Origin of the sequence: Rhodopirellula sp. P2 (assembly GCF_028768465.1) — a bacterium.
In the GTDB taxonomy this organism is placed as follows: Bacteria; Planctomycetota; Planctomycetia; order Pirellulales; family Pirellulaceae; genus Rhodopirellula.
The window spans coordinates 306,818-320,419 of record NZ_CP118225.1 but is presented as its reverse complement, the minus strand read 5'-3'; the positions used below and the strand labels follow the sequence as shown (position 1 = coordinate 320,419).

Here is a 13,602-nt window from a genome sequence, read left to right as displayed (position 1 = left end):
GAATCAGCAAAGCAGACTTGAACACCTCGGTCCCCGTTGGTTCGCAAACCATCGGGGACATTGTTCAACCAAACACACGATCCTCTGGCGATCGCGTGTCGGGGGCCGTTGCAAACGTGCGGCGATTACCGGCGTTGGCGATACACTCGATTCGCCGAGCAGTTGCCACCGGAACAAGTCGGTGCCGAGTAAGTCTGGTATCGGGCACCTTGCCATGAACTGACGGGCACGGACGAGACGGGCACACCATGGGTGGGCTGATAACTCGGAGCGTAGCTGGTATGAACCGAGTTGATTGGCGTTGAGATGGGCGTCGAGTAGTGGATCGTTGGCTGGGCGATGGATTGTGATGTGACAACGTTGCCACCGCAGTTGCCGGACGCACAACCTGATCCCACCGCAATCGGTGTTGCTTGAGTCGAAGTGTACATTCTCGTCGTCGAAGGTGTGGAATACGTCACCTGGGGCGACACCGTTCGTGCCGCGGCACAGGCGGCTCCACATGACCCGCTTTGTGCACTGGCATCACTGCTCATGGCACAAACCAACAGAGCCGCCAAAGCGACCATTGAGTACTTCCATCCAAATTTCATCTTCGTTCCTTATCGACAAGGTACCTCTGGGACACAGCTCCATGTCCCGTGACTTAACTGATGCGGATTGTGGTTCGCCATCCGCCGCGAAGATGTGAGTGATGTCACAGTTCTTGAATTTTTTCTGAGCGAAAGAGCCTCTCTTTCGGGTGGGTTGTTGATGCACCGGAGAGGATGGGGAAGCAACTTTTCACGCGTTCTGGTCGCATCCGCCGACGACTCGAATTGCTTCCCCCCCTCTGAGTGCACGCATTCTGCATTTTTCTGTTCCGAATGACGGAAAGGGAAAAAACGAGGATTTCGGTGTAAGGAATCCGCGGGCTCATCGTCATCGACGAAGGCAAGAAACCCCCTTCCTTTCACGAGTTAAAAAAGAAAGCCATGAACACAAGTCACTCGCTCAGCAACGGAATTCAGATCCGAGGCATTCTGATCGCAGCGTTGGCGTTGATGCCAGCCACGATGGCAGCTCAAACCGCGGCAGCTCAGTCCGGAACCCGAACCGCTCCACCTCGCGCCGCGGCGTCTGGAAGCGGAACCAAAGTCGCCGGGAATCACGCCGCAGGAAATGTGGTTGGTTTGCAAGGCTACTGCCCTGTTTGCGTGATCAAGATGAAACAGTGGGTCAAGGGCGATCCGCAGTTCTCGGTCAAGCACGATGGAAAGACCTACCTCTTTCCGAGCGAAGACCAAAAGAAAATGTTCTTGAGCAACCCAGCTCAGTTCACCCCCGCGCTGGGAGGCGATTGTGTGGTGGCCTTGGTCGAAATGCACAAACGGGTTCCGGGCAACGTGCAGTTCTCCAGCATGCACAATGATCGCCTTTACCTGTTTGCTAATGAACAAGCGAAGGCAATGTTTGAGGCCGACAAAGCCAAGTACGAGAACGCCGACCTGGCGTTGGACGGGAAATGTTCCGTTTGCAAGGTGGAAATGAATCAGGACATGGCAGGGAATCCAGCTTTCACAAGTTTCTATCGGGGAATGCGCTATCAATTCCCAGGCGAGAAACAACAGCAGATGTTCAACCAGAACCCAGCCAAGTACGACGTGACCAAATAGGTGACGCACCGGTTGAGCAATGGTCGATCCATTCATCGTTTGAGAGAACGGTGGATGGAGGCCTGGACGTCGATCGTCGCGATTCAACGCAGAGAGAAGATCGTGCTAAGTGATTTCTCGGATCACCTTGGCTGGATTGCCAGCGACGAGAGACCCAGCGGGCACGTCTTTGGTCACCACGCTGCCGGCACCGATCACGCTGCGGTCACCGATGGTGACGCCCGGACATAGGATTGCTTTCCCCCCGATCCAAACGTCGTTCCCGATGGTGATTGGTTGGCCGTACTCTTGGGTTCGTCGCAGGTGGGATTCGAGAGGATGCGTTGCCGTGTAGATGTGGACGCCAGGAGCAATGAAGACAAAGTCTCCGATTCGCACATCGCAGACATCCAGGATCACGCAATCGAAGTTGAAGTAAACCTGTTTGCCGAGATGGATGTTCGTCCCGTAATCGCAGTGGAACGGAGGTTCCAACCAAACCGAATCGCCGCCGCTGGCAAACAGTTCTTTCAAAATGCTGCGGCGAAGTGCTTCTTCGCGAGGCGAGCTGTGGTTGAGCTGGTGGCAACGTTCGCGAGCGACCAGGCGGGCTTCCGCCAATTCTGGATCGCTCGCATCATAAAGCTCGCCGGCGAGCATTTTTTCTCTCTCGGATTTCATCGGGGCATGCCTGTTTTCGAGGGAGGTTCTTGGGGGATGGATCCCTTCCCGGCGGTGTTCGCTTCGCTCGACCGCCGGCTACCCTCTGCATTCCCTCCGGGAAGTTCGGGAAAATGGTGGCTGGTGTCTGGGTTTCGCCCCGGGAAAGAAGGTGTGTGGCCTCTTTCGAAAGAGGCCGTCTCAGTCATCGATACGATCCGCGATGATTTTGGCTGTGATGGGATCAACATGCAATTCTCGCTTTTGTCCATTTCGGAACGCTTCGATTTCCCAGTAGCGACGTTCGAAAGAGACTTCGTGGATCTGTTGAGTGTTGCCGTTCTTTTTTACCGTTTTGAGCAACTTCGACAGCGGCATCGCGCCCGCGGGTGGCGGTGTGTCGGGATCATCGTGATGTTCGGACAGCACTTTGCCGGTGACCGGGTCGACCATCAGTTCGACGGACTCGTTTGCCTTGTGCGTTTCGACTTCCCAGTTGCCATCGTCCATCGAGAGTTCCGTGAATGGGCCGTATCCGTCTTTTTCTAGACTCTGGACAATTTCGATCACCGAGAGCCACGTGCCGCCAGCGAATTGTCCGTTGACAACGTTGGTGGTGGTCCAGCCGAGCGGGACGAGCATTGTGGCGACGAGAGAACTCAGCAGTAGCGATTTCATTTTCGGACTCCTTGCAGGGGAAGTGAATTCCAGCGACTGCGAGAACAGGGAATTCCGGTTCTCCAGTCGACGGAAGAAAATGGTATGCAAGCTGAATGAAGTGTGGCTGAAGCGAAGTTAAAGTTTGCTTCATCTTCCTTGGCAGGCTGGTGGAGCTGCCGATCGCGGCTCACTTCAAGTCACCGATCAGCATCAGCGAGGATGCGTACCAGGTGCGACCTTGGTACTTGTCGGGCTTGGCGTCGAAGTCGCCTCGGTTGCGTTCAAAGAGGATTTCTCGCTTGTCCAGTTGGTTCGGTGTCAATTCCATTTTGACGGTGTGCTGGGCAGGTTCGAGATCCGAGCCAACGTTCAGAGTTGCCATGCGGTGGTAGGTGCAATAGCCATCGATTCGATTGCGAGTGGCTTGCTTGCCATCGAGATCAACACGGACTTCGCCCCCATCGGGTCCCAGTAGATCGAACACACCGGCATGAGTTCCCTCGAACGTGAATTCGAGGCGGGCGCCGGGTTCGTTCGCTTGATAGAGTTCGGGCATGTTCCGTTGAAAGCGTTTGGCCAAGGCATGATCCGAGGGGAGTTTGGTCCAGTTCCCAGTCAACATCTCGGGCTGGATCGCCACCATTTTGGCTTGTTCCCAGTTGTCCTCGCGAAGTGGCTTTCCGATCGCATGAGGCTTCGCGTCTTGGCTTGCTGCGGTGATCTGCGGCCATGATCGGGCGATGGTTTGGGTGTAAAGACGATGCCCCGTTTCGACGTGGGGGTGAACGCCATCGGTCGAGAACACCATCGGTTCCGCAGCCATGTCGGCGGGCTTCGGAGCTTTGAAAATGAGTTTGCCGGCGGATTCCAAACGGGCGACTTCGACGCCGAAATGAATCGACGGGATGGAATAGTGATCGGCCAAATCTTCCATCGCACTGGCGGCACGAGGCATCTTGCCGGCTTTCAAGTCAGGCAGCATCGGCTGCGTCAGTGTGTAGACAAAACAGATGTCGGTCGCTGGATTCGCGGCCCAGGTTTGCCGGATGATTCCCTCCATGGAACGGTGGATTCGTTCCGGGGCGGCACCGCCATCGTTGACTGCAAACTCCACGAACAGCAAATCGGGATCGTGTTGCAACGCATCACGCTGCAGGCGAAACACACCGAGGTCGGACCCGGTGCCACCAATCGCGGCATGGATCTCGTTCACGGTGGCATCGGGGAATTGTGCTTGCAACCACTCCCGCGATTGAATCCGCCAACCCGGAGCGGCGGTGATGCTGCCACCGAGGTAGGCCACGCGAACGGACTCGCCCGCTTTGACTTTGGCGATGAAGTTTGGCAGCCCAGCACGTGGGTGACATTCCACGGCGTCGCGAAGAGGGAAGTCTCCGTGGGCCTGGACCGCGGCGACAGAGAGAAACGTCAGGAGAGCGACAAGGCGCATGATTGGGGACATCAAGAAGGCGGGGGCAGGAGGGAGAAATGGCAGGAGCATCCATGGCAGGATCCACATCTTACTGGAACGGATATCTGCTCGCTGGAAAGGGACGTTGAGGCATGGCAGAGCGACTGAGCGTGTAGGAATTCATTGGTGGAGGAAGAGGGCCGCCAGCAGATGCAGGCGTTCTGAGACGTTCACACCGGCCTTGGCAATCTTTGCTAGCTGTGCGGGCATTTCCAGCTGTGAGGGTTCGCCGATCAACCAAGGGGTGATTCGGGTGTTTGAGTTGTCTCGCTGCAAAGGTTCGCAGCGGTTGAACCGATTGAACTCAACAAGGCATTCACAACAAACACAACGGAAATCCAACCAGCAAGGAAGCGGGGGGCGTTTCGCTGGTTCTCAATCACTCTCTTGCGATGCACGGATGCCATGACCAAGCTGACCTTTCCCATCACGTTTTCTTGCCTGTTAGCAATTTCCGGTTGCGCGGGAGTGAATGCCCCGTCCAAGCAACTGGTCCGTCAAACGAACATCGAGTCTCTGCCTTCGCAGGTTGTGTCGGTCGATGACGCTGCCCCACCTTCCATCGATACCGTCGCGTACTTCGACGACGAGTTCGAAACGGGAGGTGGCTTCGACGATGTGGAGGCTGACGCCAGCGGCGAAGGTGACGCGAACTCGCACACTGGCGATCCGCCATCGTTCCCGACATTTGTCATTGAGCGGGCTGAGCCATGGGAAGCCGAGGGCATGTCCAACGAGGGCGAGGTCTCCGATGCGGCGGTCTACACACTCGCCGACATCGAAGCGATGGCCTTGGGCAACAACCCTGCGATTCAATCGGCCCACGCAACCACCAGCAAAGCGGCTGGATTGCGTTCGCAAGTCGGGACTCGCCCCAATCCGACGCTGGGATACTTTGGTCAGCAGATCGCAGACCGGGGCACCGACCAACACGGCATCTATGTCGAACAGGAATTTGTGCGTGGCAACAAGTTGGGGCTCAACCGAGAAGTGCTCGGTCACACCCAACGAGCTCAGGCGGCGGAGGGTGAGACGCAGCGGTACCGTGTCTTGACGGATGTTCGCGTGCGTTTCTTCGAAGCGATCGCCGCCCAACAACAAGTCGACGCGACGCGGCAGTTTGCTGGTGTGGCACTTCGCGGTGTCCAGGTTGCCGAGGACCGCCAGAATGCGGAAGAAGGCACGTTGATAGAAACGCTGCAAGCACGAACGCTGCTGAGCGAAGTCACGTTGGCAGCGGAGCAAGCCGAGGTGGCATACCTGGGGGCCTGGAAAGACTTGGCCGCCATCGCTGGACTGCAAGTGTCGACGCCCGCCAGGTTGGTGGCTGAACTGGACACTCCGCTGACGACTCCGGACTGGGAAACCACCTACCAGGAAATCTTGGCGCAGAGTCCAGAGCTCACCGCCGCCCAAGCGATCGTGTGCGAGAAGCAAGCCCTCGTGCGGCGTCAAAAGGCGCAGCCGATCTCCAATGTGACCGCTCAACTGGGAGCAGGCTACGACGAGGCGACCGAACACGGGATGCTCAACCTGCAGTTGTCGGCTCCGATTCCGGTTTGGAACAAGAACTCCGGGAACATTTCCGCGGCGTACGCCGACTATGTTCGAGCGACTCAAGAGGTCCAACGCATTGAACAGTCGATCCGCTCGCGTTTGGCCCGTGCGGCACAGGAATTTGATTCCGCGATGAAATCGGTTCGCAAGTACGAAGACGAGATCATCCCGCAAGCGAAGAAGAGTCTGGAACTGTCCGAGGAAGCCTATCGAGCTGGCGAGTTGGAGTTCCTGCAGGTGCTGATTGTCCGCCGCAGTTATTATGAGTCTTCGATTCGTTTGATTCAGGCTCGCGGCAACCTGGCCCAGGCCGCGTCCAAAATGGACGGTCTGTTGCTGACCGGCGGACTGGATTCGCCAATCGACTACACCGACGGGGATGGCATCCGCGGTGCATCCTTTGGCGGGCAGTAGGCAAAACCAAAGTCTGCTTTCGCGGTGTTCGGGGGACTCCTGCAGCGAGTCACCCGGGGCGAGCAAGTCATGAACGTCGGCTGAATCGCGTTCAGCCGACGTGGAGTGTTGGGAGATAAAAGCTGTTCACACCCATGGACAGAAACTTTCCAACGCTCGTCGGTTCGCAGCCAAGGCAACGACGTGATCGTTTGGCATTTGCATGCCAGATGCCCGTCGGAGTGGGCCATGCTGGCCCGCCCGCCGCTTCGAGGCGACTGGGATGGTGGAGCGGCACATCGCTTGCTTGATGAGTGGCATCGGAGCGAGAGTGCGTGGGTCTCGCTGTCACATCCTCGGCCGGCATCCTGATTGGCTGGCCGCTATCGGCGAGATGTTGAGTGTCGAAATCATTGGTAGAATGGCAGTCGTCGAGTCGATTGGAGCAGGCATTGGACCGCGGGGTGACCACCTCTGCGGATGGTTGTGGCGAACATCCGCCCCGTCTGAGTCACTCATCCAACACGACTGCCCGCTTTCCTCGCTTCGATCAGTTTTGGCGTATGTCCGACCGTGTTTCTGCTTTGTCCTCCATCCTGCGTTCGCCGGCGCGGATCTTGGGCATTGTGTTGATGCTGGTGTTCATTGCCGAAGTCGGCGTGATGTTGGTCTTGCCGCACGTGATGCCGGACTTCTTGGGCGAGACCGGCACCGCCGTTTTGGACGCCGTGTTGTTGACCATGGTGTGTGCGCCTGTCCTGTGGTGGGTCATCATTGGTCCACTGCGGCGAATTGCGGTTCAAGAACATGGTCGCAGCGAAACGATTGTGTCCAACGCCAGTGAGGGCATTTTGACGTTCGATCACGACGGAGTGATCCTGTCTTGCAATCGCGCGACGACAGAGCTGTTGTCAACGGAGATGGATCAGGTGGTGGGCAAAATGACGAGTGCGTTTCTCGATCGTTTGCCCCGCTCCTTTGATTCCTTGCCCGCTTCCTTCCGACTCAGTGCCAAACGCCCTGATGGCAGCACGTTTCCCGTGGCAGTGTCAGTGAGTGAGTACCCGTCGGAATCCAAGCGGCTTCGGATCGCGATCATTCGCGACCTGACTGCGGCGGAGCAGGCGGAAGCGGAACGCTTGATGATGGCTCGCGAAACGGAGGCGTTGCGGGCTCAGCAAATGACCACGCTCGCTCAGTTGGCCACCGGGGTTGCCCATGAGATCCGCAACCCGTTGACGTCCATCAAAATGCTTATCCAGGTCAATCGCAGTAAATTCGCCGAGGAGGGGTTGCCGACCGATGACCTCGAATTGGTGGAGCAGGAAATCCGGCGAATGGAACGCAGCGTGAATAGCCTGTTGGATTTTGCACGTCCGGAAGAAGGCGAACAGTCGGTCTTTCCAATTCAAAATGTGATCCAGAAAACCACTCAGTTGATCGAAGGACGTTGTGGGCAGCAGGGTGTGAAGCTCACGGTGGAATGCGATGAAACTCCCATCCACATCGAAGGCGATGCCTCACAGATTCAGCAACTGCTGCTCAATCTTTCTCTCAATGCACTGGATGCACTGCCCGATGGCGGTGAAGTGACGATTCGTGTGGTCGCCAACAACGGTGAACTCGAAGTTTCGGTCGTCGACACAGGGGATGGGATCCGGGACGACATGCTGGCCAAATTGTTCACCCCGTTTTCGACCAGCAAACCAACCGGCGTCGGCCTTGGCTTGGGGATTTGCCGCCGGATCGCCAACTCGCACCATGGAACGCTGACAGGGGAAAATCGAGCTCAAGGGGGGGCGGAGTTTCGGCTGACCCTTCCATTGGCCAAGCGTTCGAACAACCGCTCGAATGACTCCTCCAGTGGCAAGGTCTCATGCAAAGTCTCTTAGTCATTGATGACGAAGCCTCGATCTGCAAAGCCTTCGAGCGAGCATTCTCAAGCGAAACCATTTCGGTGTTGACCGCGAAAGACGGTGCCGAAGGCGAGCGATTGTTTACGGATGCAAAACCGGACGTCGTCGTGATTGATTTGAGCTTGCCCGATGTCAGTGGGTTGGAGCTCTTCAAGCGATTGCGAGAATTGGACGCCCGAGTTCCGTTCATCTTCATCACGGGGCATGGGACGGTTCAGTCCGCAATCGAAGCGACCAAGCTGGGAGCGTACGACTACCTGTTCAAACCACTTGAACTGGACGAGATCCGGACGCTGCTCGACAAAGCGTTCAAGCTCAGCCGGATGGTCCGCGTTCAGCCAGTGCTCGCCGAATCAGATGCCGACAAAGAGTCGACGGGGGATGCGATTGTCGGTCGCTGCAACGCGATGAAGGAGGTCTACAAGGCCATCGGTCGTGTGGCTTCGCAGAACCTAACGGTGCTGTTGCTGGGCGAAAGCGGGACTGGCAAGGAGGTCGTTGCCCAAGCGATCTACCATCACAGCGCCCGGTCCACCGGACCGTTTCAAGCGATCAATTGTGCTGCGATCCCGGACGCGTTGTTGGAAAGCGAAATCTTCGGGCATGAAAAAGGAGCGTTCACCGACGCGCACCGGCAACGCATCGGGAAACTTCAGCAGGCAGATGGGGGCACGTTGTTCTTGGATGAGGTTGGCGATATGTCGCCGATGACTCAGGCCAAGCTGCTGCGGGTCTTGCAGGATCAAACCTTTGAACGTGTCGGCGGCAACACACCCATCCAGGTTGATGTCCGGATCATTGCCGCCACCAATCATGATTTGAAGCAGTTGGTTTCCGAAGGGCTGTTTCGATCGGATCTGTACTTTCGACTCAGTGTGGTCACGATTCAGTTGCCGCCGCTGCGAGAACGCGAGGATGACCTGCGAGTGTTGGCGGAGTACTTCCTGCGCCGCTACAGCAATGAATTCGGAAAAGACATTCGCACGATCGCGCCGGAGACACTGGAAGTGCTGGGGGCCTATCACTGGCCTGGGAATGTGCGTGAACTCGAAAGCGTGATGAAGCAATCGTTGCTGACCGCTCGCGGCAATGTTCTGTTGCCCGATTTCTTGCCGCCCCTGGGTGACGTTCGCGGAAACGCCGAGGATTCCACGGGCCCAGAGTTTCTCTCGGAGAAATTCGTTGCAGAGCGGCTTGAGGCTGGCACGGACAACTTGTACGCCGAAGCCATTTCCATCGCCGAGCGTCAACTGTTGCGTCAAGTGCTCACGCACACGGCTGGCAACCAACTCAAGGCAGCGACTCTGCTCGGGATCAGCCGCGTGACCCTGCGGAGCAAGCTGAAGTCGCTGGGGATCGAAGCCGCGGACTTTGCGAGCTGAGCTCCCCGTTCGCAGACGCTCATTTCGTTGGGAAGGAACTTTCCCGAAAGGACTTCCCGACTTCAGGTTGAACGATCAGCCGATGGGCGCTAGCCTGGGCTGTTCAATCTTTGGTGTTGACACGGATGATGCGTTGTTGGCTTCTGTTCTTTCGTACGCCCCAACGGGGCAGCTCTAAGATAGCCCCAGGCATCGCCTGGGGTTTCGTTACGGAAATTCCGACACAAGCCCCAACGGGGCGGCCCTAAGAAAGACTCCCCAAAATCCGCTAGGACCGCCCCGTTGGGGCTTTGTCATCTTGGTCCCGCCACAACCCAGGGCGTTGCCCTGGGCTGGCATAGGGCTGCCCCGTTGGGGCGAAGTCGAGGAACAAAACCTGCGCAGTCCAAGGCGGTGTTAATACCAACCTTTTGACAGTCCAACGCTCGCCCACGGTTACCGGAAACGAACCAGACGCGATCGCGTTCCGGCTGACTAAATCAACTAGCTCGTTACGCTTCGGGGGACTCAATCAGCCGCCTGCTTGCGCCATTCCGCGAAAGCATGCTGGTTCTTACCGAATGGTTCCTTCCTGGGGGGATTGGGTGTGAAAGGTGGCGGGCAGGGGCTTTCGCCCACGATCCTTTTTGAGAAGGCATTCACAAACAGGTTCGTCGATCAATGAAGTCAGGGATCGCTGCCCACCTTGAAGTCTCGCGACCGAGTGCGGCAAGGTGGAGTCAAAAGCCAGGCGACTTGGACGCTCTCGGGTGGGGCTTAACTCAACATGGGGCCAGCCTCGTTGTGACGGGTGAGCTTCACGTCATCCAGACCACGGGCAAACCAAGGGTAAATCGTGGGGATCACCAGCGAGGTCAGCAACGTTGAGGTGATCAGACCACCGATCACAACGGTCGCCAAAGGACGCTGCATCTCGGCACCATCACTGGTCGAAAGGGCCATCGGCAAGAACCCCAGGCTGGCCACGAGTGCCGTCATCAAGACCGGACGCAAGCGAACCAGAGCGGTGTCGTGACTGACGTCTTGCAGTGGCATCCCGGATTTGCGGGAATGCTCCGCCGCACTCACCCACACCAAACCATTGAGCACCGCGACGCCAAACAAGGCGATGAACCCGACGCCGGCGGAAATGCTGAACGGCATTTCGCGAAGATACAATGCAATGATTCCGCCGGAAGCCGCCATGGGAACGGCCAGGAAGATCAGCAGCGCCAATCGCATCGAACCAAGGCTGGTGTGCAACAACAGCATGATGATCATCAGCACGATCGGCGTGATGATCGCCAGTCGTTTGCTGGCGGATTGCAGGTTTTCAAAGTCACCGCCCCACCGCACTTCGTATCCCGGAGCGAATTCAACTTGTTCCGCAACCGCGGTTTGTGCTTCGGTAACAAAGGTGGCGACATCGCGTCCCCGAACGTTGGCCGAGATGAACGTTCGTCGGCGGTTGCCTTCGTGTTCAATCGTGGGCGGGGTTTCTTCCAAACGAATGTCGGTCAGCTCCTTCAGTGGGACCGATTTTCCGTTGGAGTCCGCAACGGGAACCTGCTCAAGCAAGGACAGGTTCTCTCGCCACTGCTGCGGAACACGAACCATGATCGGGTACCGCGCGCGTCCTTCGAAGACTTGACCGACTTGATGTCCACCCAGTGAGGAGACGACGTCCAACACGGTTTGGGCATCAATGCCGTATTGGGCCAGGGCCTGAGGTTTGGTTTTGATCGTCAGGGTGGAAAGGTTGGCTTGGTAGTCTGCTTTGACATCCACCGCACCCGGAATGGAACGCAACACCGCTTCGATCTCTTTGCCTTTCTCACCGAGCACTTCCATGTCATCGCCGTAGAGCAAAACGGCCACATCGGCTTTGACGCCAGCAACCAGTTCGTCGACTCGCATTTCGATCGGTTGCGTGAACCCAAATGCGACGCCGGGGACGTTTGCATTGAGTTCATCGGACATCTGTTCAATCAGTTCGTCGCGTGTCTTTTGTTCCGGCCAATCGTGCACCGGTTTCAACAGGACCCAAACATCGGTTTGGTGAACACCCATCACATCGTTGGCGATCTCGGGACGTCCCGTTTTGGAAAACACCGTTTCCACTTCCGGATACTCTTTGAGGATGTTCTCAATTTGGGTCGACATTTCGATCGAACCTTCCAGTGTCGCACTTGGCAACCGCAAGGCCTCAACCAGCAGGTCGCCCTCTTCGAGCCGGGGCATGAATTCGGCTCCCAAGTGACGGCCCATCGGCAGACTGAGTGCGAACACGGTCAGTGCGATGGCAACCGTGACAAAGGGATGCTTGATCGCTCGAGTGACCAACGGTTCGTAAAAGAATTTGACGATTCGCACCAAGAGGACATCTTCTTCTTTCATCTTCTTGGGCAAAAAGATGGAGGCCATGGCGGGCATGAATGACAGAGACAGGATCATGGAACCGCCCAGTGCGAACAGCACCGTCAAAGCCATCGGGCGGAACAGTTTGCCTTCCGTGCCCTCCAGCAACAGGATCGGCAGGAACACCACCGCAATGATCAGTTCGCCAAACATTGTCGGCTTGCGAACTTCGACTGCGGCGTCGCGAATCACGTCCTCGTGTTTGGCGTCGCCGTTGTCGTGGGAGAGTTTGCGGATGCAGTTCTCGACCATGATCACGCTGCTGTCGACGATCAGTCCAAAGTCGATCGCACCCAGGCTCATCAAACTGGCCGTGACGCCGGTGTAGGCCATGACGTTGGTGGCGAACAGCATGGACAAAGGAATCGCGAGCGCCACGATGATCCCGGCTCTCAAATTGCCAAGCATCAGCAGCAACACCACAATCACCAGCATGCCGCCTTCGGTCAGGTTGGTCAGGACTGTTTTGAGGGTCCGACCGATCAGAGCCGCACGGTCATAAGTGACCTCGAGATGCACTCCCTTGGGCAGCGTGATTTCGATCTCTTGCAGGCGTTCTTTGGCGAGTTCCACCACTTCACGTGAGTTTTCGCCAATCAACATCATCACCAACCCCGTCACCACTTCGCCGCGTCCATCGCGGGTCACGGCACCTTGTCGCGTCATCGGTTCGATGCTGACCGTCGCGATGTCACCAAGCAGAATGGGGTTCCCGTCCGGTTCCCGCCGAATGACCACGCTTTCAATGTCGGCTTCGTTTTCCAGCAACGAGACGCCGCGAATGAATCGTTGTTCGCCGTGATGGATGACGTAGCCGCCGCCGGAGGTGTTGTTGTTGGCTTGCAACCGTTGGAAGAGCAACTCCATCGGGATCCCATAGCTGGTCATTCGATCGGGATCCGGTTGGACTTCGAATGTTTTGTAGTAACCCCCGTGCGTGTTGATTTCGGTGACACCGGGAACCTGACGCAGTTTGGGGGAAATCTCCCATTCCAACATCGTCCGCAGTTCCATCGGTGAGTGGCGGTCGCTGCGAACTTCAAACTGCAAGATTTCGCCGAGCGCCGTCGTCAGGGGACCAACCGTTGGCGTGCCGTACCCGGGCGGAATGTCGGCGGCGGCATCGCCGAGTCGTTCGGTCACGAGTTGGCGAGCGTGGTAGATATCGGTTCCTTCTTGGAACACGATCGTGACAACGGAAATGCCGAACTTGGAAACGCTGCGGAGTTCTTCCACATCGGGCAGGCCGCCCATCGTGTTCTCCACCGGATAAGTGACGTAGCGTTCCACTTCGACGGGAGACAAGGAACCAGCGTCAGTCACCACCTGAACTTGCACGTTGGTCATGTCGGGGACGGCATCGATCGGCAGATTCAACGCCGAGTACACCCCTGCCGCCGCCATCAGCATCGTCAGGATGATGACGAGCCCGCGGTTGACGAGCGAGAGTTCAATGATCTTCGTGAGCATGGTGAAGTCGTCCGAGTTGCTGAGACGCTGAATGGACTATCAACGCCGTGGAGTGAGGGGAT

The 13,602-nt window shown here is 57.2% G+C and carries 9 protein-coding genes; 4 read left to right on the top strand and 5 right to left on the bottom strand.

Annotated elements, in window-relative coordinates; genetic code table 11:
* Positions 1-125 precede the first annotated feature (125 nt).
* The gene (locus PSR62_RS01075) at positions 126-593 is read right to left on the bottom strand and encodes a hypothetical protein (RefSeq protein WP_274405989.1); all 468 of its coding nucleotides are present in this window, start codon (positions 591-593) and stop codon (positions 126-128) included.
* Positions 594-974: 381 nt separating this feature from the next.
* Here PSR62_RS01075 and PSR62_RS01070 point away from each other — a divergent pair, with 381 nt between their 5' ends.
* A complete protein-coding gene (locus tag PSR62_RS01070) occupies positions 975-1,655 on the top strand; it encodes a hypothetical protein (RefSeq protein WP_274405988.1) in 681 nt (226 codons plus the stop codon).
* A gap of 105 nt (positions 1,656-1,760) precedes the next feature.
* On the opposite strand, the gene PSR62_RS01065 is transcribed toward PSR62_RS01070, so the two are convergent.
* From PSR62_RS01065 to PSR62_RS01055, 3 genes are all read right to left on the bottom strand, one after another.
* Positions 1,761-2,315, bottom strand: a complete 555-nt coding sequence (locus tag PSR62_RS01065) for a sugar O-acetyltransferase (RefSeq protein WP_274405987.1) — start codon at positions 2,313-2,315, stop codon at positions 1,761-1,763.
* A 180-nt stretch (positions 2,316-2,495) separates the two neighbouring features.
* Positions 2,496-2,972 carry a PepSY domain-containing protein gene (locus tag PSR62_RS01060; RefSeq protein WP_274405986.1) on the bottom strand — a complete coding sequence of 159 codons (477 nt, stop codon included), beginning with the start codon at positions 2,970-2,972 and terminating at the stop codon, positions 2,496-2,498.
* Positions 2,973-3,141: 169 nt separating this feature from the next.
* Entirely contained in the window at positions 3,142-4,404 is a 1,263-nt protein-coding gene (locus tag PSR62_RS01055; RefSeq protein ID WP_274405985.1) for a GDSL-type esterase/lipase family protein, read from the bottom strand.
* Positions 4,405-4,830: 426 nt separating this feature from the next.
* On the opposite strand from PSR62_RS01055, the gene PSR62_RS01050 reads away from it, so the two are divergent.
* From PSR62_RS01050 to PSR62_RS01040, 3 genes are all read left to right on the top strand, one after another.
* Positions 4,831-6,396, top strand: a complete 1,566-nt coding sequence (locus tag PSR62_RS01050) for a TolC family protein (RefSeq protein WP_274405984.1) — start codon at positions 4,831-4,833, stop codon at positions 6,394-6,396.
* A 542-nt stretch (positions 6,397-6,938) separates the two neighbouring features.
* Entirely contained in the window at positions 6,939-8,267 is a 1,329-nt protein-coding gene (locus PSR62_RS01045) for a sensor histidine kinase (protein ID WP_274405983.1), read from the top strand.
* Positions 8,252-9,673, top strand: a complete 1,422-nt coding sequence (locus PSR62_RS01040) for a sigma-54-dependent transcriptional regulator (protein WP_274405982.1) — start codon at positions 8,252-8,254, stop codon at positions 9,671-9,673. Before PSR62_RS01045 ends, PSR62_RS01040 begins: the two co-directional genes overlap by 16 nt.
* 756 nt (positions 9,674-10,429) lie before the next feature.
* Here the strand turns inward: PSR62_RS01040 and PSR62_RS01035 are convergent.
* Positions 10,430-13,540 (bottom strand): efflux RND transporter permease subunit, encoded by a 3,111-nt coding sequence (locus PSR62_RS01035; protein ID WP_274405981.1) that lies wholly within the window; start codon positions 13,538-13,540, stop codon positions 10,430-10,432.
* Positions 13,541-13,602 lie beyond the last annotated feature (62 nt).

Bases quoted from the DNA above. Each gene is read 5' to 3' on its own strand.
- PSR62_RS01045 (WP_274405983.1), top strand. From the start codon at position 6,939: ATGTCCGACCGTGTTTCTGCTTTGTCCTCCATCCTGCGTTCGCCGGCG.
- PSR62_RS01065 (WP_274405987.1), bottom strand. From the start codon at position 2,315: ATGAAATCCGAGAGAGAAAAAATGCTCGCCGGCGAGCTTTATGATGCG.
- PSR62_RS01070 (WP_274405988.1), top strand. From the start codon at position 975: ATGAACACAAGTCACTCGCTCAGCAACGGAATTCAGATCCGAGGCATT.
- PSR62_RS01060 (WP_274405986.1), bottom strand. From the start codon at position 2,972: ATGAAATCGCTACTGCTGAGTTCTCTCGTCGCCACAATGCTCGTCCCG.
- PSR62_RS01075 (WP_274405989.1), bottom strand. From the start codon at position 593: ATGAAATTTGGATGGAAGTACTCAATGGTCGCTTTGGCGGCTCTGTTG.
- PSR62_RS01055 (WP_274405985.1), bottom strand. From the start codon at position 4,404: ATGCGCCTTGTCGCTCTCCTGACGTTTCTCTCTGTCGCCGCGGTCCAG.
- PSR62_RS01050 (WP_274405984.1), top strand. From the start codon at position 4,831: ATGACCAAGCTGACCTTTCCCATCACGTTTTCTTGCCTGTTAGCAATT.
- PSR62_RS01040 (WP_274405982.1), top strand. From the start codon at position 8,252: ATGCAAAGTCTCTTAGTCATTGATGACGAAGCCTCGATCTGCAAAGCC.
- PSR62_RS01035 (WP_274405981.1), bottom strand. From the start codon at position 13,540: ATGCTCACGAAGATCATTGAACTCTCGCTCGTCAACCGCGGGCTCGTC.